This window comes from Nocardia sp. Tas62D01, from assembly GCF_055232035.1.
The window spans coordinates 8,735,371-8,758,500 of sequence record NZ_JBUYUZ010000001.1; the positions used below are offsets into that span (position 1 = coordinate 8,735,371).

The window sequence follows — 23,130 nt, forward strand, 5'->3', positions numbered from 1 at the left end:
GAAACCTCAGGAGATCCCCATGGCATGGCGTCGTTCCTCAATCCTGCTCACCGCGATCGGAGTGATTCTCATCGCCGCGGCGGCGGTGCTTCGATTCGTCGTGGTACCGATCATGTCCAAGCTTCCCGACAGCCTGGACGTGACCGCCCACTACGCGGGTACCGCAAACATGCTCAACCAGCAGGCATTACAGGCCGGTGATGTGGCGAATGCGATGGCAAAGGATATCCCGGTCACCATCGACCGCCACGTCTATGTGTCCGGCGTCTCCGGCGACACGGCCGTGGTGCACGACGACATCACACTCAACGCACCAGGTGGCGTATCGATGCCGAACAATCATGCTTACGCCCTCGACCGCAGCACCCTCGACGCTGCCGAGGCATCTTCCGGCGAGACGGTGGAACCGCATTCTGGTCTCACCATCTCCCTGCCGCTGCACCCGAAAGCCGATGATTCCTACCGGTATTACGACTCGGCAACCCGCACCGCTGTACCAATGACATACCATGAGCCTTATTCATAAGCCCTGCTGAAGAAGAGTAGCCCGATGATTGCTTGGAGCATGCTTGCGTATTTGTCGATGGGGGCGCGGTAGCGGCCTCCTTCCTCGCTGAGCATGCGCCATGTTTTGAGGTGGGCGACTGCGCGTTCGACGGTGGCGCGGACGGCCGACAGTTCGGTGTTGAAGGTGGCGTCGTCGGGGTGGCGGTCGCGGCCTTTGGGTTTCCTGATCGGCACGAGGTCGATGCCGTCGACGCCGACGTAGCCGAGGTCGGCGACGGTGTGCAGATCGGTGAGCGCATCGGCGAGGCCGGACGCGGCGTAGGCGTGGGCGTCGTGGCGTGCGCCGTGCACCGGCGTGGTCGAGATCGCGACGATCTGTCCGTCGAGGTCGGTGGCGATTTGGACGTTCATGCCGGGGTATCCGGCCTTTCCGGAGAACAGGTCTGGGATCGCCGACCAGTCCCAGGTCGGGCAGATCGTGCCGTCGAGGCGGGCGGTTCCCTTGCCGATCATCTCCCCGGGGTCGGGGACGAATTCGGCGAGGACCTCCCCGATCAACGGGCGCAGCAGATCCGGGCGGCGGCTCGCGGTCGGCTGGCTGACACCGAAGAACGCCGCCGCTACGTCCTGGGTCATGTTCTTGCGCATCAATGTGACCACCAACGCAACCGACCGGAACAGGCCCAGCACGTAGGGGCGTCCCGCCGAGGTCAACACGCCGACCTCGGGGTGCAGACGTGCCGTGAGCTCGATCAGTTGCCCATGGGTCAGCCCCGTAATAGCCTCGTACCGCACGGCTCCTCGTATCTCTTCCGCAGAATTGGTCTTCGCGAATGAGATACTTTGGAGCCGTTGCCTTTACAAGGCTGACACGCCGGGCTCCTCGACACGGTGGCCGACTCGAAGCTGCTGCCATGCAGGCAATTCCGGGAACAAGACCGCGCCGCTCCGTACCGCACCATCACGCCACAAGTTTGCTGATACCCGCACCGACATCAGCCTCCGAGGGTTATGAATAAGCCTCCATGGCTCGGGCAGCGTAGCCGGCCGCGACGTCTACAAATACGCGATTTCGGCTACCGGACCTCTGAAAAACGAAACGCTGCTCGCGGCTCTGCCTGCGGCTCTGCCGAAATCCATGATGACCTCCATCGCGCCCCTGCTGCCAACAGCCCTCCAACACGAACTCGCCGGGGCCGTCGACACCCTGCCCGACCCTGTCCCGCTCAATTACACCGCCGCCACCGACATCGACATGGCAGCCGACCAAACCCCCGGCGCGCCACTCGATGTGGGATTGAAGCAGCAGGTGATCGCAAACGTCACGGTCGGCGGAAAGAACGTGGCCCTGCTTCCGGTGTTGAGCACCGACACCAAGCTCACCCACGAATCCGTCACCACCGCCGCCGACACCGCATCATCACAGGCTCGGCTGCTCACTATCGCAAGCGTGTGGATGCCCGCCGCCCTGCTGGTGATGGGTACGGGCCTGCTGGCGGTCGGCACCGTTCGCGCTCGACGCGATCGCAGAAGGTAAGGGCTGTGACGCGCTGGTTTTCATTTGAGTCGAGGGGCAACCCACCGCTGGGGCCTCCCCCAGCCCGCCGTCCCTCTGCAGGCCATGACCTCCGGCAACGTCGCAGATCAGACCGGCACTGGGGCGCTGTTCATCCGTAACCGCCTCACTGGCATCAACGAACCCCATGAGGAGTACGTTCCGCGGCCCCAGACCGTAATGAAACCGGCGCGTCCACCAGTCATCGACGCCGTCCCCGGACGGAGAAGCAATCACCGTCGACCGCTCCACCTTTGAGTGCTTTCTGGCATCGTGCCGGTGGTGCGGTGTTCGCGGCCGATCACCCCGAGTACGCAGTGCTGGCCCGATGGGTCCGGGTCAGCGCACCGAGCGATATCGCTGGAATCGAAGACAGCGCCGAGTGCGACAGCGTCGTCGTCCTCGACGGGGCAAAGTCTTGTCGACGTCAACGAAGCCGTCGAAGTAGCAGCCGGGTGCCATCGCCCGCCGCCTGCTACTCGAACCCGATGACGGGGTGTAGGCCGCGCTCACCGCGGGCGTCCGCACGCCGCAATTCCCAAACACTTGATCACATGGCGCCCTCGACATCATCAGAGATGGCAGTGTTTCGTAGGAATGCCACTCGATCGGCGCGCTATGCGCGTCGTCGGCATGAATCCCCCCGGCGAGTCTGGAGACTTTGATGTACCCCGGATTTGCCGGAGTCGAGATAGTTGACTTCTGGGTCACGACATCGTCGAAGGAGATGTGTTCGTGCCGAAGCGATATCCCGAGGAGTTCCGCCGCAGAGTGCTTTAAGTTGGCCATGGACAGCACTGGTGCAGGACTGGCGGATCAGTGTGCCAGAGCCACCCCGAGATGGCCATTGACAACCACGTTCTCCGATGGCCACTGGGATCTGCTGGGGATCGTGCCCTTCCTATCGGGACGTTCTGCGTCCGCAGTGTGAGCACCGGGGTCAGAATCGCACGGCGTCAACGAAGGAACGCAGCTCTGCATTGGATGAGTTCTCGAATGCATCCTCCGGCGTCGAGTCGACTGCAATGCATCCCTGCGAGAAGAACATGATGCGATCGGCAGCTTTGGCTGCGAAGGCCATGTCGTGGGTGACCAGCGCTACACTAATGCCTTCCTCGTCCTTGAGACGACTGAGAACACCCAGTACCTCGGCTGCGACGGGTGGATCCAATGCCGAGGTGATCTCGTCACACAGGAGCAACTTCGGCCGCATCATCAGTGCACGCGCGATGGCGACACGTTGTCGTTCCCCACCGGAGAGTTGCGCCGGCCTGCTATCGAGATGCGGCAGCATTCCGACTTCGTCGAGGGCGCGCGCAGCACGGTCCCGGACAACAGATTTCGTCTCCTTGAGCACACGCCTCGGGGCAAGCGCGAGATTCTCGAAGATACTCATGTGCGGCCATAGCGTGTAGCTCTGGAAGATCATGCCTACCAGTGACCTTGCCTCCGGCCAGTTGGTCGTATGTACTCCGTCCTCGAAGACTCGCCGCCCGCTGAAGTCGATGCTGCCCGACTCAGGAAGCGTCAACCCGGCGATGGCCCGCAGCAACGTGCTCTTACCCGACCCGCTGCGGCCGATGATGACCGAAATCTCGCGCTGCCTGAACTCGCACGACACCGAGTTCAGGATCATCCGGTCACCGAACGACTTGGTGACGTCACGTATTTGAACCAGATCGGCAGGCGCCCCAGAGGTACTCGCCGTTGCGTCGGCGCTGGTTGATATCTTGTTCATCACGTTCACCTTCCGACCAGGACCTTGCGCAGCAGGCCCGGTCCGGTCGACGCCATGTCCCCGAGTCTCCCTCGTTCTTCCAGGTGGTTCACTATCAGCGACACGGGAAAGGCTATGACGAAATAGATACCCGCCGCGACCGTCAGTATCTCCAAAGACCTGTATGTCTGCGTTGCCTGCGTGTTCGAGGCGAACATCAAGTCCGCAACGCCTATGCTCGAGACGAGCGCTGTGTCCTTGAATGAATTAATGATGAGCGACAACAGGACTGGGAGCTGCTGGCGCAGAGTCTGTGGGACGATGATTGAGCGGATCTGGTCCGCACGAGATATCTGCAACATCTTTGCCGCTTCGATTTGCTCGACGGGAATGGATTGGAAACCGCTTCGGTACGCCTCGGCCATTTGCGCGGTCAGATTGCAACTGAGCGCGATAATCGCCGCAGTGAATCCCGACAAGGTGATCCCTGTCAGCATCGGTAGGCCATAGAACATCCAAAACAACTGGACGAGCAGCGGGGTGCACCGGAAAAGTTCGATATACCCTGTCGCGACCCATCGGCTCAGATCGAAGCTGGACATTCGCGCGAGCGCGACGGGAATCGCGGCGACCATGCTGATCGCGATCGCGATCGCCGCAAGCAGTAGACTGTTCTTGAGTCCGTCGAGCATGAACGGCAACGCATGTGAGATCACGGACCAGTCGGGCCGGTAGGATGAATGCATGGTCGCCTACTTAGCCATGCTGCCAAGGTTGTCGATACCGATGTATCCGACCGAGGCGAATTCGCGTGTCTGCTCACCACTCGATTGCGCCATGAGGATCGCGACATTGACCGTCTGAAGTGATTGCTGATCGGTTCCGCTCGGCATCGCGAAACCGACGTTTGCCATCCATAACTCCGGAGTAGCCCGAATGATTGCCAGCGATCGGTCGTTCTGGACTTGTTGTTCAGCAGTTCCCGCGTCGGTGAATTCACCAACTGCGCGATTCGCGTTGATTGCCTGAACAGCATTCGACCAGCTGTCCACGCTCAGCACGGTCGCGCCCGCCGCCTTTATGGCAGCCTCGTGAGCCGACCCCTGTGATTCGACAAGAGTTTGATGCGAATTCATGATATCCGTCGACGTCGAGTAGGGTGAGTCTCGCTTGACAACAAACACTCCATGGTCAATGTAATATGGTTGTGTGAATTGAACCGAGATGGAGCGTTCGAGGGTCAGGTCTGTACCCGCGGCGATGTCGAACTTGTCGGCTTGGAGCCCAGCGATGATGCCCTGCCATGTCGTCGGCACAGGAGTCATTTTGACCTTGAGCGCGGCTGCCAGTTCCCTCACCGGGGTGAGCATAGGCCCGACCCATGAGCCATCCGCGGCCTGCGCGACCATCGGAGGAAACGCTGCCACGCCAACCCTGATCTCACCTTGCCTCTTTACCTTTTCGATCCATCCTCCGTTGCCGCTATCGACACCCGCCGAAGCGGCGCCATTACTTCGAAACGTCGACCCAAAATAGCCGGCCAGCACACTGACGACCACCATTGCAATGATCGCCAGTGACATCTTCCGAGAAGAATTCATCCCATCTCTTCCTATTTGCGAGGAGTGTTTTGTGGTTGGTAAATTGTTCGGTCGATATCGAGTCAAGATCTCGCGATCAATGCGAAACGAACTTGATCTCAGAGTTGGAAACTCACATCTTTCAGAATGCGCTCGAGTTCCGCACTCATACGCTCGGCGCGACTCGGGTCGCAGTTCTGAACCGCCTCACAAACGTCAACGAGTCGGAGAAGTTAGGCAGTTCGCGACACCTATGGTCGAGCCCGCGGCGTTCTGGGCCAGCGAGCTGAAGGGCGTATCCCGCAACGAAGGTCGTGATGACCCCGGCGTGGTCGCGGATCTGCCGGTCGGCCTTATTGAAATCTGACGACATGTCCATCGCGTGCCGACCATGCCCCGATTTCACGGATAGTTCCGCGATGCCCTCCGGAGTGAGATTGATTCCGGGCCCGCCAGGCGGGTTATGTAGCTTCACTTCCGACCCTCCTCAGGATTGGCAACTGTCGACAATATTCCATAGAGGGCGGCGGAAGGGCAAGGTTTCGGCGTAAAAATTTCCTGTTACTCGACGTCGGCCACCGATTTTCGCGGCTTGTCCATCGCCGACAGTGCGCGTCAATAGTTGGCGTCACCCATTCCTGGACGCCTATTCGACCGTGACCGAGCTGGCTGGCGCACCACTCGGAAGGCGATCCGAGTCGCCGCGACGAATGCCTCACGCACGCACGCCGGAGCCGCATCCAGCTCTGCGTCCCACGTTTCCGGATAACTACCTGTGTGAATTCAGCGCCCTGAGACAACGGAGTCCACTCGCGGGACTCCGCCGTCGTCAGTGTGAGCTGCCAGTTCGCGTCGGCGAGTGGTCAGCTGGCCCAGGTGTCAGACAGTGTGTAGCCGGTCGGGAACGGGTCGGCCGGGTCGAGTCCGACCTGGCTGAGTTCGGTGATAAATGCCTGCCCGGTGATCCTGGCGACGACTGCGTCGTAGGCGCCCACGGTGGTCTTGCGCGCGATCGTGCTGCTGAATTGGCTCCCGATGAGCGATTCGTGGACGAATCGTTCGCCGATATCTATCTGGTTCTTCGCAGCAAGTACGGCAAGGCGTGCCGATGTGCCTGTTCCGCACGGTGAACGGTCGAGCCGGCCGGGTGACACCACGACGGCGTTTCTCGAGGTCACCGTTCCCTCGACATAGGTCAGCGGTCCGACGAATTCGGTTTGGGTGATCCCCGCGAATTCGGGGTTGGTGGGGTGGACGACTGGAATCTGCTCGGCCGCCGCCTTCTTCAGCCGCTGTCCGAGCTCGCAGATGTCACGGGCCTCCTCGGGTGTCAGTGTGAGCCCGAATTGTTCGGCGTCGGCGAGGACGTAGGCCATTCCGCCCCACGCGACGTCGACTGTGACAGTCCCGAAGCCATCGACTTCCAGGGGCATGCCGATCTTGTAGGCGAAGGCTGGTTGGTTCTCGAAGTCGACGCCGGTAACTTTGCCGTTCTCGCAGGTGCACCGTATCCGGATGAGCCCAGCCGGTGCTTCGAGGATTAATTCAGTCGTGGGTTCGACCATCTCGATCATGCCCGTTTCGAGCAAAGCAGTCGCCACGCACATGGTGTTGCTACCCGACATCACCGGGTACTCGGTCGATTCGGCGATGACGTAGCCCATCTGCGCTTCGGGGTGGGTGGCCGGAACGAGGAAGTTGACGCAGTGTGTGACCGACCCTCGGGGCTCGTGCAGCAGCAACTGGCGCAAGCCGTCGCGGTGGTCGCGGAAGTACTTCATCTTCTCGAACACCGTCGCGCCGGGCACGTCTGCGATGCCGCCGGTGACGACGTTGTTGACTTCCCCGCCGACATGACATTTGACGACGTTAATCACACGATTCCAGCGCATTGGATGCCCCTTCTGGTCTATCGGACTTCTTCCACCAGGACCACGATCACGATCCTGCGATCAAACCGATCGATCGCATACGGTTCGCACCGACGGATGGCATCGGTATGCCTACTGATCGATAAGGTGCACGGAGGTTGACCGCTGGCACCAGGACGCCGTCGGCCTCGGCATAGGCCGGTTCGCTGTAAGGCGCCAGGTTGGCGCCTGCTGCCTCGGGTTGCCGCAGCCACCGGCGAGGGCGGCGATCCTGACAGGATTCGGCTGGTTCAGTTCCCACCGTAGTTCAGGCCGGACTCGGCGATCAGTTTGGTGAGTTCGGCCATCTTTTCGGCAGGAAGCTCTGTGTAGGGGGCTCGAGGCGCACCGAGGCCGATGCCGACGGTCTGGGCGGCCGCCTTCGTCGCCACTGCATAGCCCTCTTTGCCCAGGAAGTCGAGTACGTTCCACAGTCGCTTGAAGATCTCGAGGGCCTCGGCGTGCTTGCCGGCCTTGGCCAATTCGTAGATCGCAACGCATTCCTTCGGCGCGAAATTCGGCGCACCCCAGATCGACCCCGCGGCACCGGCGGCAAACGCGGGCAGCACGATCGTGTCCCATCCAACGAAGATCTCGATGGTGTCTGCGAGATTGAAGATCAAGTCGAATGCCTGCTCGATCGATCCCGAGGTGTCCTTGACGTACTTCACCGCCTCGGTGCGCTCGAGCAGGTCGCGGTAGAACACTCGATCGAGGTTCATCCCGGTCACGCCCGGAAGGTTGTACGCGATCACGGGCACACCCACGGCCGCACCGACGGTGGCGAAGTACTCGATGACTTCGCGGCGAGTGGGCGCCTCGTAGTAGGGCTGGACAACCAGGATTGCGTCGGCACCGGAGTCGGCTGCATGTTTGGACAGGTCGATCGCTGCGGCGGTGGAGGTGGACCCGGTTTGCGGCGCGACCGGCACACGACCCGCAGCCTGCACGATCACGGTCTTGTTGACGTGTTTGCGCTCGTCGAGTGTCAACGACGCGAACTCGCCTGTGCTGCCGCCAGGAACCAGCCCGTGTACGCCGTTGTCGATCAAGAAGTCGACGTGATCGCGCAGCGCTGCTTCGTCTACAGATCCGTCGGTGGCGAAAGGGGTCGAGACTGCGGCGAGGATGCCGCCCAGCTTCTTCATTGAGGTTCCTTCTTCTCGGTGGGGTTCGGGCGCGCGGTGCCGGCCGGGCCGGTGTGCGCCTTCGAGTAATCGCATCTCAAACTCTATCAATATTGAATATTGTCGACAAGATGATAGTCGACTTACCTGCTGATGACCTGCCCATTCGCATGCCGAAGCTCGCGCAGCCCGCTGCGAGCTGGTGCGCTGCGCCTGGCAGCGGGCTGGAATTGAGAGTTCCGGTGTGGGACGGTCTTTAGTGGCTGCCCCTGGGAACCAGTGCGCCGGATCGGTCGCGGGGCCAGGACTCGGTGGCCGCCGATTTCGGAGTATTGCTTAGTCCGATCCTCACCGGGCCTGCGGCTGGATCGATGCCGTGTGTGATCGACCACGGGACGCGGAAGACCCGTCCGGGTGACGCCGTCCAGAGCAGCCGTCGGGTAGCGATCACCGTACCGCTCTGGGTGAGTGTCACTAGGGGGAATCTGACGGGCTCATCGGTCCACAGCAGCAGCCGTTTGCGTGGCGGCGCAGGATCGGAAGGTCGCACAACCCCCGGACTCACCCACCGCAAGGGTGGGTCCACATTCAGGCGCACGGTGGCCTCGACGCTGGAGGGGAAAGGTGCCCCGTTGAGGTGTGCCTCGACCTGGTCGGCGACGAACGCACCATCCAAGGCTGCGATATCCGCAGTGTCTACGGGGTGCAGGAGGTTCCCGGCAGCGAAGACTCCGGACTGGCTGGTGCGCAGAGCGGTATCGACGAGCGGGCCGCCCGATGCCGGGTCCAATGCGATGCCCGCCGAGCGAACCAGTTCATGATCGGGGATCCAATCGCCGGTGAAGACCACCGTGTCGCAAGCGATGGTTCGCCGCACCCCGGTGTCGAGGTCTTCGATTTCGACTGCTTCCAGCGCATCGTGTCCGATGATGCGTGATACGCGGGTGCGGGTCGCGATGGGTATACGGAATAGGGCGCGACCGGCGATGTTGAACGCCGCGTACGCCTCGGGCGAGGGGTAGCGGGTCGTCATCAGCACCGGTCGACACCCCGCATCGCGCAGCGTCAGTGCGGCCGACCAGCTGACCAATTCGGCGCCGACGATCACCGCGCGCCGACCGACCGGCTGGTGATGAAGGTGGACGCTCTGCTGCAGTTGTCCGGTGGTGAACACACCGCGCGGGCGATCACCGGGAATCACACGTGCCGACCGCGGGCGTTCGCGGGCACCGGTCGCCAGGATCACCGCGCGCGCCTCGACGCGGAACAGTCCAGACGGTGAGGTGACCTCCAGAGAGCTGTCCGGGTTGAGGGAAGTGACCATGGCGTCGGTGAGTATGTCGGCTCCCGCGGATTCGGCCTCGGTGGTCAGTCGTTCGGCGTAGCTGGGCCCGCTGATGAAGGTATACCGGTCGCGGATGCCGTACCCGAGGTGGGCGCAATGTCGTGGTACACCGCCGGACCGGGCTTCCCGATCCAGGACCAGGACGCGCCGTGACGGGTCTCTCCTCAAGTACGTGGCCGCGGTCAACCCCGCGGGTCCGGCGCCGACAATGGCGACGTCGGTGGTGATCACAATGCGCGACAGGCTGGCAGCGGTCATCGGACGGGTTCCTTGGTCGGTGTCTCGGGTTTGCCCGCCGGCTGGTCCAGGCGGTGCTGATCGGCGATCGCTGCGATTGCTGCGCCGCAGAAGAATCCTTGGCAGCGCCCGTTCATGGCGCGGGTACGGCGGCGCAGCCCGTCCAAGTCGGCGGGTGGAATCAGCGAGTTGTAGGCGTCACGAATTTCTCCGGCAGTGACCCGCTCACAGAAACAGACGACCTTGCCGTACTGGCTGTCGCGGTTGATGCGATCGATGTCTTGGTAGGGGCGAACGAACGCCTCGCCGATATTGGGCATGCGCGGCGGCGCAGGCAGATCCCTGCGCTCCGGCCCCATTATGTTTGCGCTGGTCAGTAGGTTCTCGACATACTCGGCGATCGCCATCCCCGCGGTCAATCCTGTGGACCGTATGCCAGCGACCAGCAGATAACGCTGATCGGTGTCGAGGTCGATGAGGTAGTCGGAATGCTCGGTTGCGGCGCGCAGCCCGGCATACATGGCGGTGACTTCCTCTCCCAGCAGAGCAGGCACCAGCGTGGCGCCTTTGGTGAGCAGAAAGTCGATGCCGGACTCGGAGGTGCCGGTCGCGGTGCGGTCGGTGAGATCTTCGGCGGTCGGGCCGAGCATGACGTTTCCGTAGATGGTGGGGCTGACCAGCACCCCCTTGCCGCGCGAGGTCGGAACCGGTAGCACGATCCGGTCGATGAGTTGCCGCGACAGCTTGTCGAACACGAACAGCTCGCCGCGGCGCGGGGTGACGTGGAAGCGGTCGTAGCCGAAGGCGTTGTCGAGGTGATCGGCACCCAGACCTGCGGCGTTGATGACCCAGCGGGTGGTGATGGGGTGAGCGCCAGTGTGCAGGATCGTCAGCGTCTGCCCGACGGCGGCCGATTCGATGCGGGTCGAGGTCTTCAAGGCGACACCGCGCGCTACGGCGTCGGTGGCCAGGGCCAGGTTGGTTGTCCAGGTGCAGATGATCGACTCGTCGGGAACGGTCAATGCCCCTAGTGCGCCGGGTCCCAGTGCCGGTACCGCCCGATACACCGCGGGAGCGTCGATGAGCTCGCAGGCCCGGTAACCGTTGCGCGTTGCTTTCTCGGCAATCCCGGGCAAGGCGGCAAGTTCCTCGTCGTTCCATGCGACCAGTAGGGCTCCGGTCCGTTCCACCGGGATACCTGTGGTGGCCGCGTATTCCGACAACAGCACGTAGCCGCGGCGGACCAGCCGGGATTCGTGCGTTCCCGGGGTCGCATCGAAACCGGTGTGCAGCAGCGCGGTGTTTGCTTTGCTGGTCCCGTCGCCGACGTCCGCGCGTGCCTCCACCAGAGCGACGCGCTGGTCATAGGCTGCTAGTGCGCGTGCGATGGCGCAGCCGACGATCCCGGCGCCAACGACGACGAAATCGTAGTCCGGACCTGGGGATTGTGCGGTCATCATTGTTCTCCTCTCGGCAGGGTCGCGTCCGCGGCTGCCCTCCAGTGGTGACGGAATTCCGACGCCCGGTCGGGCGACCAGCGCGGCGCATAGGAGCGCGTCGGCGTCCACGCGGTGATCGCGTCCCCCAGCGGCAAGTCGCGATCATCTGCCAGGCGTGCGCACGCGGCGGCGCCCAGTGCGGTGGCATGGGTGCTCGGGTAGACCTCGACCGGCCGTTGCGTCAGGTCTGCGGTGGCCTGCATGAGCCGATGCGACCGGGTCAGACCGCCATCGACACGCAAACTGGTCAGCGGACCACCTAGGTCGGTTTCCGCGGCGGCGACCAGTTCCGCGGTTTGGGCGGCCAGGCCCTCCACAACAGCGGTGACCAGGTGGGATCGGTTGGCGGACAGGGTGATTCCGGAGAACGAGGCGGTGGCGTCGGGACGCCACCACGGCGCGGCAAGCCCGGCAAAGGCCGGAACGAACCACATGCCCCCGGAATCGGCACCGGCTGCGGCATCGAGTTCACCGGGTGAGGAAATCAGCCCGAGGTCCTGGATCCAGCGGATCGCCGAGGCCGCAGTGTATGCCTGTCCGTCGAGGCAGTAGGTCGTGACGCCGCGAACTGTCGCCGCGACCGAGGTCGTCAGCCCGGCGGTGGACCGGACCGGTGTGGTGCCGGTGTGGGCCAGCAGGAACACTCCCGTTCCGAAGGTGCATTTCGCTGTGCCCGAGTCGAGGCAGCGCTGGGCCAGCAACGCTGCCTGCTGGTCGACGATGAGCCCACCGACCGCGGTGTCGGAGCCGAAAGCGCTGGTTATGCCGACGATCGTGTCGTTGTCGACGATCCGGGGTAGCTGTTCGCTTTCCAGACCGAAGATCTCCACCAGGTCGTTGTCCCAGCCTGAACGGTCGAGGCTGGCCAGCATCGACCTGCTCGCCGTCGTGTGGTCAGTGACGAACTCGCCGGTCAGGCAGTGGATGATCCAGGTGTCGATGGTGGTGGCGACCCCATCGCGCGAGACGTTGTCGCGAAGCCAACGCATCTTCGGTGCCGAGAAGTACGGGTCCAGGACCAGCCCTGTCCGTCGCTCGATCAGCTCCTTGTCCCCGCGCAGCGAACGGCACAACGGCTCGGCCCGACGATCTTGCCAGACTAGGGCCGGACTGAGCGGGCGGCCGGTGACCGGATCCCAGATCAGGACGGTCTCGCCCTGGTTGGCCAGCGACACCATCGATATCGTGGCGCCCGCCTCGGCGACGGCTCGCCGACCGCTGTCCAAGACGGAGTCCAGCAGGGCGGCGGGGTCTTGCTCGACAGCGCCGCCATCGAGGTAGTCCGGTCGCAGCGGGATCTCGGCGACGGCGAGTACCTGTCCGTCATCGGACACGACGAGTGCCTTGGTCCCCGACGTTCCTTGGTCGATCGCCAAGACTGTCACGCCATTCTCTTTCCGTAGCCAGGCACGCATCAGGGGTTCTCGGACAAATAGGCCGCGAACCGTGGCTGATCTGATCTGAACCGCAGCCCGGTACTGTCAGGCAAGGCGATCACAGACTGTCGCTTGTCGACAATAGTATAATTATGCGAAGGTCGTCACCTAGCGTTTCTGAAGGTCGGTTTCTGACCAGTGGCGGCCTGGCCCGCCCTCGCCAGCGGCGAGGTAGATCGACAACCTCACTGTTGCCGCCACATTCGGTGCACTATGCAGCAAGCGCCAAGGACATCTGAGCGGGTCGAGGACCCGCAGTCCAGCGAATCGCGCAGCCATGTCGGGATGGGCTCGACCCCACCCAGCCCAAGCCCCCAGTTCGGCTATGGCCGTAGCGTAGGCGAATCACGGTGCTGGAATCGCAAAGTCGGGGTCGAGGACCCACACAACGTTCGTCACAGCCTCCTGTTCGCACGCAGCGTCCGCGAGATCGCAAGGCCTCAGCTCGAGTACAGCAGCCGATCGCGGAGATAACTCACCGCCGGAGCGCACGGTGACGTACTCGCAGCCTGAGGCGAGAACCGGGAGCACCGCCGGACGACGGCCCCACCGCACGCCACGCCGTTGCGTTCGACATCCAGGCCGGTAGCGTCCCCAGATCGATGACCAGGACTCGCCGTAGCCGATCAGCCGAGGACATCTACCCTCGGGGAGTCGACCGATTCCGGCATCGTTGATGCCTAATCATCGTTGATGCCTAATCGAGGGGCGACGGTTACTGGTCGTCGACTAACGCGCCGTGGACATGGCGGTCGATCTCTCGTGTGATGGCCTCGTTGTCGCCGGTGTCGATGATCGACATCAGGCGCTCGTGTTCTGCCACGACATCATGCAAGTCGGCGAAGGATCGGTGATCGGCGGACAAGAACAACTGCAACTGGGCTTCCCAACCGCTCCAGATATCGAGCAGTAATCGGTTGCCCGACAGTTCGTAGAACACGCGATGGAAGCTCATGTGAGCGTCGACAGCCTGACTGGAATCGCCCTCGTCTGCCGCACGCGCCATCTCTCTCAACGCGCGCAGCGCCTTGGTCCTGCCCCTGCCCTTCAACTTGGGTAACGCCAGCTCGATGGCATAAGGCTCGAGCCGTTTGCGTAAATTGGCCATCTGCTCGATCTCCTGGGGGCTGATCTGGGCAACGAATGCACCCCGATAGGCGACCTTGTCCACCAATCCTTCGTCGGCGAGAATGCCGAAGGCTTCGCGCAGTGGCGCGCGGCTGACGCCGAGGTCGGCAGCAAGATGGGCTTCGCGCAGTTGGCTGCCCGGCGCCAGGGTGCCATCGAGAATCGCCCGGCGCAGCACCGTCACGACGGTGTCGGGCGTGGTGCGTTGCTCGATCTTGCCGAGAGTAATCTCGCCGTCCTCGCGCCGGTCAGATTCGGATCGCTTCAAACGACCGGGAGTGACACTCATGAGCCGCCCTTTCTGCAACCACGAACTACGATGACGCCATCGCAGCACCGATGAACACCGGAACCTCGACAGAGGTTCTGTTGTCGACAATAGAGCAAGATTGGGTGCGCTCCCCCATTCAGTGGCATCCAGACGCAGCAGCGGGTGCACGATTCTAGTGGCATCGATAAATCGTCGCTACCCGTGATCGACCGGTTCAGTAGGTGCGGCCTTGCTCGGTGCGTGACCGTTCCCGAGCGCACAGGCGCGGATTCGCGCGAGTGAGGTTCGCCGAACCCGAGACGGCGATGATCATGTCATCGCCTCGGCCACGGAGAGGTTCCCGCGGGAATGCCTTCAGTGCGGGCTGGTCGCGGAGCCGACAGCAGTCGCTGTCGGATGTCGCCGGTTGTTTGATTTGCTCAGGTCAGGCTCCTGCCAGGACTCCGCCGTCGACCACGAACGCGGTGCCGGTGATCGCGGTGGAATGATCCGAGAGCAGGAAAGCCACCGAATGAGCGATCTCGATCGGTTCGATCGCCCGCCCGATCGGCTGGAAGTCCGCCAGCGCTGCCTCGAGCACCTCACGCCCACCGAGCGCGTTGTAGTGAGGAACGTTCAACGGGGTGTCGACGAAGCCGGGGCACAGGGTGTTGGCGCGAATCCCCTGCAGGCTGAAGTCCAGCGCGATCGCCTTGGTCAGCGTGAGGACTGCGCCTTTGCTGGCGGTGTAGGTTGTCAGCTTCTTCTCCGCGCCGACCGAGTTGATCGAGCCGACGTTGACGATCGAACCACCGCCAGCCTTGATCAACTCCGGGATGGCGTACTTCGAGCCCAGGAACACACCCTTGACGTTCACATCGAAGGTGCGCTGATAGTCCTCGGTCGTTGCGTCGAGGATGGTGCCCGGAATGAGGATGCCAGCGTTGTTGACGATACCGTCGAGCTTGCCGAAGGTGGCTACCGTGACTTCGACCAGTTCCTTGACCTGCTGCTCGTCGGTGACGTCGACGACGCGGCCGACCAGCCTGTCGTTGTCGACGTTGAGCTTGGACAGGCTCGACTCCGAATGCACCGTCGCGACGACCTGTGCGCCTTCCTCGTGCAGGTGCAGCGCGCACGCCAGTCCGATGCCCCCGCCGGCGCCGGTCACGATAACGGTCTTCCCGTCGAGCAGGCCCATGGTTCGTTCTCCTCGCATATGACAGTTCAGCGGATCAACCTCGAAAGATTGATATGTTGTCGACAATCGACTGCCTCAGTTTGAGTCTTCCGCCCAATCCAGTCAAGCCAGGGTGACGACGCCCGAAAATCCAGAGGCATCCGGCCCGGCTTCGTCAACGGACTCTCGCGCCGGGGACTTGACTGGCGAGCAGTTCGATGCCTACAGTCGATTGTCGACTAAATGACTGCCTCGTGCCGCCCCTGCCGTGACGATTGGAGTCCTCGGGTCGATCTGTGTGATTTCCGCAAGGATAGAGGCCACTGGTGCAGAGTTCTCGTCGACCCGACCGCGGGCGTGCAGCATGGTGATACGCGGCGGCTCCCACGACATTCTCGAGTTCGCGCCACGGGGCCACGTCAGCGACCACATCGCCGAGACCGTCTCACAGCGCTACGAGCCTGAAGCGGTCCACGACACAAGATCAGTGCGCCCCGGCGGCCGACATGGCGCGGCCCCACTAGGCGCCTCGGCGCCCTGCCGATTCTCGACTGCGCTTTTCGATCTCGACGGAACCCTCACCGATTCTGCCCCGGGTATCCTGGCCGGCTTTCGACACGCATTGGCCACCGTTGAGCACCCGCCGCCGCATGATCTCAGTGTCGCGCTCGGACCTCCGATGATCGAGACCTTACGTGCCCTCGGCATGTCCGAAGAGAAGGTCGACCGCGCCCTCGAAGCGTATGCCGAACGGTATGACCGGGGCGGTGCTTGGATGAACAACCGCGTGTTCGAGGGAATCGAGCAGCTACTGAGTAGGGTTGCCGGTTCTGGTATTCGGCTCGGAATCGCCACGTCCAAACAGCAGTCGGTCGCGAATCGAATCCTCGAACACTTCGACCTTGCCAGATACTTCGACTTTGTCGGAGGTGCCAACCCCGATCAAACCCGCCGGAGTAAGGCCGATGTCATCCGGCACACACTGCGCTGCATGGACATCGAACCGGTGCCCGGCGCCACCAATGATGTGGTGATGGTTGGTGACCGTGTCCACGACATCGACGGCGCCGCCCACTGGGGCATTCCGACCATCCATGTCACCTGGGGATACGGGGCCGCGGCTGAAGGTGCGAGCGCGCAGTGGCGCGTCGCAACAGTTACACAGCTGGCACATCAGCTGGGCATCGAGGCTCCCTCATGCTGGCCGTAGCGCATTGGTCACAGCCGGGCGCGGCGGCGGGGCCTCTTGCACGGCCGTCATATTGATCGCACCGGTGTTGTCGCCCGCGATATTCACCGCGCGATCCTGCGGGCATTCGCCACCCAGGGTCGACCACCGGCCACAGCGGAGTTGACCACAGCCACCGCCGAGTTCGACGGGATGCGGCCCCGCGATTGGGGCTAGCTTTGTTCCGGCGGGGTATTCGGCGCCGTCGAACCCCGGCAGCGCGCCCGGCGCGGACGCACCCGTTCACCGGCCGGCGCGACCCGCCGGGGCCGGGCCCACCCCCACCGCGCCAGAACCCCGACACCACTAGCCGGACAACCGATTTCAGCCGAGACTGTGGTGAGCGCGTGTTGCGATGGAGGTCTTCCTCGCATCGCGATACCGTGGAACACGAGGGCCCGCCCGAGGTTCCCGGAACTATTCGAGCGCGGTTGCCTACCCTACCGGGGTGGCGGACCCTGTTTCCCGGTCGCGAGTCTCACAGCGGCGCGTCGAACACCGCCGCCGACGGTGCCGGAAACGGTGTCTCGGCTTCCTCTTCGGCGATGGCGACCGCTGCGGCGAACCGTGCCGCGGCCATCGACCGCTCACGCCCAATCGCTTGTACGTGGCCCCAACCGCTTCGAGAAGCCCCACCGCCCGCCTCCAGTCCGCGTCGAACTTTTCGTCTATCCCGCTGTGGGAGGAGCACTTTCATGTCCTCGATCGACATTGCCCGTCACAACCTGCTCACGCGCTTCGATATCGGCGCCGCCCGCCTCATCGGCGGCCGCACCGATCAGCAGGACGCCTACGGTCACGCCTTCCATCACCAGGACGACTACGTTGTCGCGGTCGTGGCCGACGGCATGGGTTCGGTGACCGGATCCGAGGTCATCGCCGACGCGAGCGTGCGCGCGGTCACCGCGTTCGGCGCCGCCCTCGACTATCAACTCGACCCGGCACATCTGATCGAACTGGCGCGCGTCACGCTGCCCCTGCACGCCGAGTTCGCCACCGGCACGCAGGCAACCACGTTGCAGGACTTCGAATTCGGCGACGCCTGGGGGTCTCACCCCGACACGGTCCTAGTTGTCGCGACCGTGGCGCCCGACGGGGAATGCACGTCGGATGGATCGGTGATTGCCGAGCGTGGCTTTACCTCGGAGATGGCCGCCTCATCCAGCTCACCGAGGACCACAACCTGGGCGAATACGGGGCACCGCACAAGCTGACCCGGTCTTTGGCCAGCGGTCGGGACCCCGAGACCCGGCGTTGGCATCCCAGCGGGCATCACGGTCACCGACCTACCCACGTCGTGCTCACCAGCGACGGCGTCCACGAACCACTGACCCCGCAGGTCATCGAGCACGCGATCACCACCGCACCCACAGCGCACCGAGCCGCGCACTGGCTCACCCAGTGGGCCGTCCGTGCCGCGGGCCCACACGCCGATAACGCCACCGCCATGGTCATCGGACTGCCCGCCACCGACCAGCCCACCTGACCACGACCCCGCCCCTACCCGGCTCCCTGGATCACTCGTCTCCGCCGATCTGCCTGAACACTCTCACTGACAACGGAGTTCACTCACATGACAGACCCCGTCCCGCCACCGTCGCCCCGAGACGGACACCCGGATCCGCTGCCCGCGGCCCTGTCCGACGCCCCCACCAGCCAAGGGATGGTCGTGCCCCACATCACCTTGGCCCACCGCGACCGCTCCCGCCCTGTGTGGGGAGCAGTCGACCCGCTTCGCCTGCGAGAAATCCTGGATCGCAGGCTGTGTCAGGTCTGCGGCACCTCGCTGGGCGAGCAGGTGATCATCTTCATCCGCCCCTCCGACTACCAGCACAAGGTCGCGATCGAACCCGGGCTCCACCCGTCCTGTGCCGACTATTCCGGCAGGGTATGCCCCATGCTGGCCGGCCGGATGCACCACTACAACCCGCATCCCGAACACCGGATCACCCGATGCTCAGATCCCCGCTGCCACTGCAGGGCCTGGGCGCCACCGCGACCCGACCCAACCCAGGAAGCTCCACCAGCCGAAGCCTGGTACGAGCTGCGCCTCCCCCTGGAGGAGTACCGCATCATCACTGTCCCGGCCACCGACAAACGCCCCACCCTGACCGGAATCGACCTGCATACCCCGCGCCTACTTCACCGGCTCCGGAAGGTCCGTGATGCCGCGGACCCCAACCAGCACAGGGTCGACCCGTTGGCGATGATCGTCGTCGGTGGCGCCCTGTTCGGGGGTGCAGGCCAGTGACCCGATCCGATCGGGCCCTGTCCCGCATCGCCGGGCTGCTGCGCAAGGCCGAGGGCACCGACAATCCGCACGAAGCCGAAGCGTTCCTGACCCACGCGCAGGAACTCGCGACACGGCACTCGATCGACCTCGCGCTTGCCTGCGCTGTCGAACGCACCGGCACCCGCACGAGACCGACAATGCGTCAAATCAGCATCGGTGAACCCGGAACCCGGGGACTGTCCACCTACGTGCAGTTGTTCCTCGCGATCGCGCGCCCCAACGACGTGCGCGTCGACATCGCCCAGAATTCGACGTGGGTGATCGCCTTCGGCATGGACTCCGACATCGCCGCGGTCGAAGTCCTCTATGCCGGCGTGCTGGCACAGATGGTCCGCGACTCCCGCGCCTACCTGCACTCGCCCGAACACCGCGCACGACGTACCGATGGGACCGCGAGAGCGGGGATCACCGCCCGCCTGGCATTTCAACGCGCTTTCGCCACCCGCATCGGCCATCGCCTCACCCAGGCCCGCGATACCACCCGCACCCAGGCGCTTTCCACGCCCGAGGAACCCGGGACCAGGCCGCGCACGGCGCTGGTGTTGCGGGACAAGGAACTCGAAGTCGCCGACTTCTACACCAGCCACACCAGAGCCCGCAGGACCTGGCGCGCCCTGCGCCGCCCCAGACGCGGCGACGCCGCAGCCTCGAGCGCCGGGGACCAGGCCGGGCGCCGCGCCCGCCTCACCGAACAACCATCCCTGCCCGCTGCTCCGGGGCGGTTGCCGTCATGACCCGCTCAGTCAGGGACATTTATCGAGGCCGCGTCTATGCCGCTGAAGCGCTGGTGTGGAGCATGTTAGACCAAGCCGACCAGCTGCCCGACCGCCAAGTCGAGATCTTCGGCTCCCGAGTGAGATTGCCGATCGAGCGGCGAGTGGTGTCGCTGGAATCGATACAAACCTACGTCGAAGCCGTCCTTGCCCTGGACGCGATCCGTAGCCGATACGAGCGCGCCCGGATCCCGGTCACCGTCCGACGCCGCGGGATGTCGCGGGCACACTACGAACCCGCGACCGCCACCATCGCGATATCCCTGCGCAATCGCCAGCTGCTGCGGGAATTCGTGCTGCTGCACGAACTGGCCCACCACCTGCAACCTCTCGACAGCCCCGCCCACGGCCCGCAGTTCTGCAGAATCCTGTACCACCTCGTCGAGGTCGCCATCGGCGCCGAAGCCGCCTGGCTGCTGCGCGCCACGCTCGCCGACACCGGCGCCCACCCCAGCTGAGCCCTCAGCCCCCGCTGATCCGAAACGCACCGGAGCCCCTCCATGGACATCTTCGCTTTCGCCGACCGTGTCGCGGCCGAACTCGGCCCCGACTGGACCGCTCGCCGCCATCGCTTCTATACCTACGAAGCCGAATTACACGGCCCCGCTGGGCAAATGCTGGCGCTGACCGACGGCGACCATTCCCACCCTCGTCACGGTCACGGACGCGTCGTCATCACCGGACGCTACGGCGACCTCGATACCCAGCTGCGAGAGCGCGAAAAGGCCGACCCCATAACCGTCGCCGCCGCGCGGCATCCGGCATTGATCGCCGCCGACATCGAATCTCGCCTGCTACCGCCCTACCGAGCCGCGCTCGACATCGCACGCCCGCTCGCGATCGCCGACGCCGCGCGCACCATACGCCGCGAAGAGATCCTCGCGGCCCTGCCCCAAATCCTCGCGCCCGCCGACCGGATCCACGAAAACGTGATCTACCTCGGCGGCAATCGGCCGGTGTCCGGAAAGTTCACCATCAACGACGGCGGTGGCGCCTTCGTCGAACTCGACGTCGACTCCGGCCAAGTCCTGACCCTCGCGCACGCACTCACCGCCGCGTTCCACCCCACCGACACGCCCACCACCGGGCGCCTGAAACCACCGCCGACACCACCCCAGACGAACTCGTCGCCCATCAACGCCCGCGCACCGGGACCACTGTGCACACGACGGGACCGACCCAGGAGAACCAACTCAGAATGGACACCACGCAGGTGTGCTGGTCCGACACCGACCGCACCCACAGCCACGCCACCTACTCCGGTCACCGCACCCTCTGCGAACTGACCGTCAGCGAGGCACCCCCGATCTATGCCTCCTCTCTCACCGACCTCACCTGTCCCGCCTGCATCAAACACCTACGCCGCGACCTGGCCCGCGAAGCCGCCGAACACTACCTCGGCGAGCGCGCCCACGAGCTCGATGACAGCGACGGCCTCGTCGCGGCCGCCCTGCAGGCCGTCATCCCCCACTCGCTGCTTCGCCGAGCAGCCGGTCACGCCTGGAACGCGATCGCCACCGACTTCCTGCTGACCATCGACCCCCCGGCCGAATCCGATCCCGCTACTCGGCTCGCTGCCGGCCTCGGGTTGGCGGTCCTGGAATCCTTGGAAGCCACCGAGCAATGAACCCCACTTCCGCGCTGCGGGTTCTGCGCACCCGACTCGACGAGATGACCGCCCAAGTCCCCAGTGTCCGCGGCACATGCGCCTGCAGCAGTGAGCCCAACAACCCGTTGTGACGGCCACCTGGAGGCGACGCTGACCAAGGCTCAGTCCGAGACGCTCACCTCCACCGAGGCCTGGTCGGCCGCCGTTGTACTCCTGTGGGCTCGGGACCTCTCGGACGTGATCTGGTGCCGCTGCGCGCGCCGGCTCATGTTCGTCGCTGCCGTCACCGGCCAGAGCTGGGACCACGGCGACCCCGCCCCGCCGCTGCCCGCGCTCACCGTGAACAACCGGTTCCAGCCCCAGGCATGGGTCAACGATCACGCAGTCGACACCGACCTCGACTCACCCGACCGGTGGACGGTGTCGCCGTCGCTGGCACCGCAGACCCTGCGTGTGATCCTCACCGGCCCAGCCCACACGGATCTGGACTTCCTCACCGAAGACTGCGCCGCCCCCGACTGGATCCGTCACTGGAGCGGCCTCTTCCACATCAACGCCGACTACACCATCCACCCCACTTCGAACCCAGCACACCTGCCCCGGCACCGGGCAAGCCCCAGTCACTGCCCCGATGACGTCGTGCGCGCCCTGCCGCGACCGAGAACCGCGCGGCTACCGACCCAACCACGCCATGCCCGCCCCAGACCCATGACCCCCTCCGATCCTCAAACACTCACCACCACAACTCTGTTCGATATCCGTGGCGATCCCGTCCTTCACGCCGGTGGTCCTGTCACCGGTTCGATCAGCCTCGGCTACGGCTGCCTACACCCGCGCACCGCGCCCACCGCTGTGTGGTTCCTGCGCGTGCAGTTCGCGCCGATCATCCCCTCCGCCCGCGCTCGGGATACCGCGCACACCGCCGTGCTGGCCATCGCCGACACCACCGTGTACGGCGGGTTCGCCTACCTGTGGTTCACGCCCGGGCGCCGCCCGCCCCGCACCGGTGCCGACCTGCCCGACGCGACACCTCGCGATCTCGTCACCGACCTGTGGGCACCGGCCGCGACCTCGCTCACCGGCGCGGCCACCGCGGCATTGCATCGGCTCTACGAGCTGATCCTCACCGACTGGCACAACCCCCAGCGCCTGGACCACGCCCAACTCACCCACCAGCACACCCACCCGCCGCCGTCGGCCGCCACATCCGGTGTCAGTGGTCGGCTCGCCCCGATCCACATTCTGAGGAGACCACCATGACCGTGAGACTGTGCCTGCCGCTCGAGGAACGCTACCGAACCGACAGCCTCCCCCTCGATCTCGCCCACCGACTGCGGCACAAAGGCCACCACGTCGACATCGTTCGCCCCGGCGGCGAACTACTGGACCTCACCGGCCTCATCGACAGCGGCAACCATGATGCCTGGATCCTGAAAACCGTGTCCGGCGGCCCCGGCCTCGGCCGACTCGAAGCCGCCGCTCACGCCGGCCTGACCACCATCAACGACGCACGCGCCATCCGAGGCGTCCGCGACAAGGCCCGCGCCCACCTGCTCGCCCAGCGCCACGGCCTGCCCGTCCCGTCCACCTCGGCCGCCACCGACCCGGCCGCGTTCACCGCGGTACCCCGCGCGCCACTACCCGCTGGTCGTCAAACCGGCCGACGGCAGCGCCGGACACGCGGTGCACCTGGTCACCGGGCCTGAGGACCTCGACAGCCTCCGCACCCACCACAGCGGCCAGTCACTACTGCTGG

General features: G+C 64.5%; 23 protein-coding genes. 12 read left to right on the forward strand and 11 right to left on the reverse strand.

The window, feature by feature from the left end:
* Window positions 1-19: 19 nt before the first annotated feature.
* Window positions 20-526, forward strand: a complete 507-nt coding sequence (locus ACV7NQ_RS42435) for a porin PorA family protein (protein ID WP_463364649.1) — start codon at window positions 20-22, stop codon at window positions 524-526.
* On the opposite strand, the gene ACV7NQ_RS42440 is transcribed toward ACV7NQ_RS42435, so the two are convergent.
* The gene (locus ACV7NQ_RS42440) at window positions 517-1,302 is read right to left on the reverse strand and encodes a transposase family protein (RefSeq protein ID WP_463364650.1); all 786 of its coding nucleotides are present in this window, start codon (window positions 1,300-1,302) and stop codon (window positions 517-519) included. The genes ACV7NQ_RS42435 and ACV7NQ_RS42440 overlap by 10 nt on opposite strands.
* A 220-nt stretch (window positions 1,303-1,522) precedes the next feature.
* Between ACV7NQ_RS42440 and ACV7NQ_RS42445 the strand changes: the two genes are divergently transcribed.
* Window positions 1,523-2,044: a porin PorA family protein gene (locus tag ACV7NQ_RS42445; protein ID WP_463366022.1), complete on the forward strand. Its 522-nt coding sequence runs from the start codon at window positions 1,523-1,525 to the stop codon at window positions 2,042-2,044.
* 958 nt (window positions 2,045-3,002) lie between these two features.
* Here the strand turns inward: ACV7NQ_RS42445 and ACV7NQ_RS42450 are convergent.
* The 10 genes from ACV7NQ_RS42450 to ACV7NQ_RS42495 all read right to left on the reverse strand — a co-directional run bounded on the left by ACV7NQ_RS42450 (window position 3,003) and on the right by ACV7NQ_RS42495 (window position 15,510).
* The gene (locus ACV7NQ_RS42450) at window positions 3,003-3,800 is read right to left on the reverse strand and encodes an amino acid ABC transporter ATP-binding protein (protein WP_463366023.1); all 798 of its coding nucleotides are present in this window, start codon (window positions 3,798-3,800) and stop codon (window positions 3,003-3,005) included.
* 5 nt (window positions 3,801-3,805) lie between these two features.
* Window positions 3,806-4,525, reverse strand: a complete 720-nt coding sequence (locus ACV7NQ_RS42455) for an amino acid ABC transporter permease (protein ID WP_463364651.1) — start codon at window positions 4,523-4,525, stop codon at window positions 3,806-3,808.
* 6 nt (window positions 4,526-4,531) lie between these two features.
* Window positions 4,532-5,380 (reverse strand): substrate-binding periplasmic protein, encoded by an 849-nt coding sequence (locus ACV7NQ_RS42460; RefSeq protein WP_463364652.1) that lies wholly within the window; start codon window positions 5,378-5,380, stop codon window positions 4,532-4,534.
* Between the two features lie 842 nt (window positions 5,381-6,222).
* The gene (locus tag ACV7NQ_RS42465) at window positions 6,223-7,251 is read right to left on the reverse strand and encodes a proline racemase family protein (RefSeq protein WP_463364653.1); all 1,029 of its coding nucleotides are present in this window, start codon (window positions 7,249-7,251) and stop codon (window positions 6,223-6,225) included.
* Window positions 7,252-7,520: 269 nt separating this feature from the next.
* The gene (locus tag ACV7NQ_RS42470; protein WP_463364654.1) at window positions 7,521-8,417 is read right to left on the reverse strand and encodes a dihydrodipicolinate synthase family protein; all 897 of its coding nucleotides are present in this window, start codon (window positions 8,415-8,417) and stop codon (window positions 7,521-7,523) included.
* A 235-nt stretch (window positions 8,418-8,652) separates the two neighbouring features.
* Window positions 8,653-9,999 (reverse strand): NAD(P)/FAD-dependent oxidoreductase, encoded by a 1,347-nt coding sequence (locus ACV7NQ_RS42475; protein WP_463364655.1) that lies wholly within the window; start codon window positions 9,997-9,999, stop codon window positions 8,653-8,655.
* A complete protein-coding gene (locus ACV7NQ_RS42480) occupies window positions 9,996-11,435 on the reverse strand; it encodes an FAD-dependent oxidoreductase (RefSeq protein ID WP_463364656.1) in 1,440 nt (479 codons plus the stop codon). Before ACV7NQ_RS42480 ends, ACV7NQ_RS42475 begins: the two co-directional genes overlap by 4 nt.
* Window positions 11,435-12,862 (reverse strand): FGGY family carbohydrate kinase, encoded by a 1,428-nt coding sequence (locus tag ACV7NQ_RS42485; protein ID WP_463364657.1) that lies wholly within the window; start codon window positions 12,860-12,862, stop codon window positions 11,435-11,437. The genes ACV7NQ_RS42480 and ACV7NQ_RS42485 overlap by 1 nt, the downstream gene beginning before the upstream one ends.
* A gap of 766 nt (window positions 12,863-13,628) precedes the next feature.
* Window positions 13,629-14,330, reverse strand: a complete 702-nt coding sequence (locus ACV7NQ_RS42490) for a GntR family transcriptional regulator (RefSeq protein WP_463364658.1) — start codon at window positions 14,328-14,330, stop codon at window positions 13,629-13,631.
* 406 nt (window positions 14,331-14,736) lie between these two features.
* Complete coding sequence (locus ACV7NQ_RS42495; RefSeq protein WP_463364659.1) at window positions 14,737-15,510, reverse strand: SDR family NAD(P)-dependent oxidoreductase; 774 nt, start codon at window positions 15,508-15,510, stop codon at window positions 14,737-14,739.
* 448 nt (window positions 15,511-15,958) lie between these two features.
* On the opposite strand from ACV7NQ_RS42495, the gene ACV7NQ_RS42500 reads away from it, so the two are divergent.
* The 10 genes from ACV7NQ_RS42500 (at window position 15,959) to ACV7NQ_RS42545 (ending at window position 23,080) form a co-directional block, all read left to right on the forward strand.
* Window positions 15,959-16,681, forward strand: a complete 723-nt coding sequence (locus ACV7NQ_RS42500) for an HAD hydrolase-like protein (RefSeq protein ID WP_463366024.1) — start codon at window positions 15,959-15,961, stop codon at window positions 16,679-16,681.
* A 713-nt stretch (window positions 16,682-17,394) separates the two neighbouring features.
* Window positions 17,395-17,913 carry a protein phosphatase 2C domain-containing protein gene (locus ACV7NQ_RS42505; protein WP_463364660.1) on the forward strand — a complete coding sequence of 173 codons (519 nt, stop codon included), beginning with the start codon at window positions 17,395-17,397 and terminating at the stop codon, window positions 17,911-17,913.
* Between the two features lie 8 nt (window positions 17,914-17,921).
* On the forward strand, window positions 17,922-18,185 hold the full coding sequence (locus tag ACV7NQ_RS42510) for a hypothetical protein (RefSeq protein WP_463364661.1): 264 nt from the start codon (window positions 17,922-17,924) through the stop codon (window positions 18,183-18,185).
* Window positions 18,186-18,272: 87 nt separating this feature from the next.
* Entirely contained in the window at window positions 18,273-18,950 is a 678-nt protein-coding gene (locus tag ACV7NQ_RS42515; protein WP_463364662.1) for a hypothetical protein, read from the forward strand.
* Entirely contained in the window at window positions 18,947-19,726 is a 780-nt protein-coding gene (locus tag ACV7NQ_RS42520; RefSeq protein ID WP_463364663.1) for a DUF2786 domain-containing protein, read from the forward strand. Before ACV7NQ_RS42515 ends, ACV7NQ_RS42520 begins: the two co-directional genes overlap by 4 nt.
* Window positions 19,723-20,223, forward strand: coding sequence for a TIGR04338 family metallohydrolase (locus ACV7NQ_RS42525; protein ID WP_463364664.1), 501 nt, complete (start codon window positions 19,723-19,725; stop codon window positions 20,221-20,223). The genes ACV7NQ_RS42520 and ACV7NQ_RS42525 overlap by 4 nt, the downstream gene beginning before the upstream one ends.
* A 42-nt stretch (window positions 20,224-20,265) precedes the next feature.
* Window positions 20,266-21,051, forward strand: coding sequence for a hypothetical protein (locus tag ACV7NQ_RS42530; protein ID WP_463364665.1), 786 nt, complete (start codon window positions 20,266-20,268; stop codon window positions 21,049-21,051).
* On the forward strand, window positions 20,964-21,392 hold the full coding sequence (locus ACV7NQ_RS42535) for a hypothetical protein (protein ID WP_463364666.1): 429 nt from the start codon (window positions 20,964-20,966) through the stop codon (window positions 21,390-21,392). The genes ACV7NQ_RS42530 and ACV7NQ_RS42535 overlap by 88 nt, the downstream gene beginning before the upstream one ends.
* Before the next feature lie 90 nt (window positions 21,393-21,482).
* Window positions 21,483-22,634 carry a hypothetical protein gene (locus tag ACV7NQ_RS42540; RefSeq protein ID WP_463364667.1) on the forward strand — a complete coding sequence of 384 codons (1,152 nt, stop codon included), beginning with the start codon at window positions 21,483-21,485 and terminating at the stop codon, window positions 22,632-22,634.
* Window positions 22,631-23,080: an ATP-grasp domain-containing protein gene (locus tag ACV7NQ_RS42545; protein ID WP_463364668.1), complete on the forward strand. Its 450-nt coding sequence runs from the start codon at window positions 22,631-22,633 to the stop codon at window positions 23,078-23,080. Before ACV7NQ_RS42540 ends, ACV7NQ_RS42545 begins: the two co-directional genes overlap by 4 nt.
* The last annotated feature ends 50 nt before the right edge of the window (window positions 23,081-23,130 follow it).

What these genes read in the sequence shown, in the direction of transcription:
- ACV7NQ_RS42505 (WP_463364660.1), top strand. Translation starts at nt 17,395, where the DNA reads ATGTCCTCGATCGACATTGCCCGTCACAACCTGCTCACGCGCTTCGAT.
- ACV7NQ_RS42535 (WP_463364666.1), top strand. Translation starts at nt 20,964, where the DNA reads ATGGACACCACGCAGGTGTGCTGGTCCGACACCGACCGCACCCACAGC.
- ACV7NQ_RS42525 (WP_463364664.1), top strand. Translation starts at nt 19,723, where the DNA reads ATGACCCGCTCAGTCAGGGACATTTATCGAGGCCGCGTCTATGCCGCT.
- ACV7NQ_RS42490 (WP_463364658.1), bottom strand. Translation starts at nt 14,330, where the DNA reads ATGAGTGTCACTCCCGGTCGTTTGAAGCGATCCGAATCTGACCGGCGC.
- ACV7NQ_RS42495 (WP_463364659.1), bottom strand. Translation starts at nt 15,510, where the DNA reads ATGCGAGGAGAACGAACCATGGGCCTGCTCGACGGGAAGACCGTTATC.
- ACV7NQ_RS42475 (WP_463364655.1), bottom strand. Translation starts at nt 9,999, where the DNA reads ATGACCGCTGCCAGCCTGTCGCGCATTGTGATCACCACCGACGTCGCC.
- ACV7NQ_RS42470 (WP_463364654.1), bottom strand. Translation starts at nt 8,417, where the DNA reads ATGAAGAAGCTGGGCGGCATCCTCGCCGCAGTCTCGACCCCTTTCGCC.
- ACV7NQ_RS42545 (WP_463364668.1), top strand. Translation starts at nt 22,631, where the DNA reads ATGACCGTGAGACTGTGCCTGCCGCTCGAGGAACGCTACCGAACCGAC.
- ACV7NQ_RS42465 (WP_463364653.1), bottom strand. Translation starts at nt 7,251, where the DNA reads ATGCGCTGGAATCGTGTGATTAACGTCGTCAAATGTCATGTCGGCGGG.
- ACV7NQ_RS42455 (WP_463364651.1), bottom strand. Translation starts at nt 4,525, where the DNA reads ATGCATTCATCCTACCGGCCCGACTGGTCCGTGATCTCACATGCGTTG.
- ACV7NQ_RS42515 (WP_463364662.1), top strand. Translation starts at nt 18,273, where the DNA reads ATGACAGACCCCGTCCCGCCACCGTCGCCCCGAGACGGACACCCGGAT.
- ACV7NQ_RS42450 (WP_463366023.1), bottom strand. Translation starts at nt 3,800, where the DNA reads ATGAACAAGATATCAACCAGCGCCGACGCAACGGCGAGTACCTCTGGG.
- ACV7NQ_RS42460 (WP_463364652.1), bottom strand. Translation starts at nt 5,380, where the DNA reads ATGAATTCTTCTCGGAAGATGTCACTGGCGATCATTGCAATGGTGGTC.
- ACV7NQ_RS42435 (WP_463364649.1), top strand. Translation starts at nt 20, where the DNA reads ATGGCATGGCGTCGTTCCTCAATCCTGCTCACCGCGATCGGAGTGATT.
- ACV7NQ_RS42530 (WP_463364665.1), top strand. Translation starts at nt 20,266, where the DNA reads ATGGACATCTTCGCTTTCGCCGACCGTGTCGCGGCCGAACTCGGCCCC.
- ACV7NQ_RS42480 (WP_463364656.1), bottom strand. Translation starts at nt 11,435, where the DNA reads ATGACCGCACAATCCCCAGGTCCGGACTACGATTTCGTCGTCGTTGGC.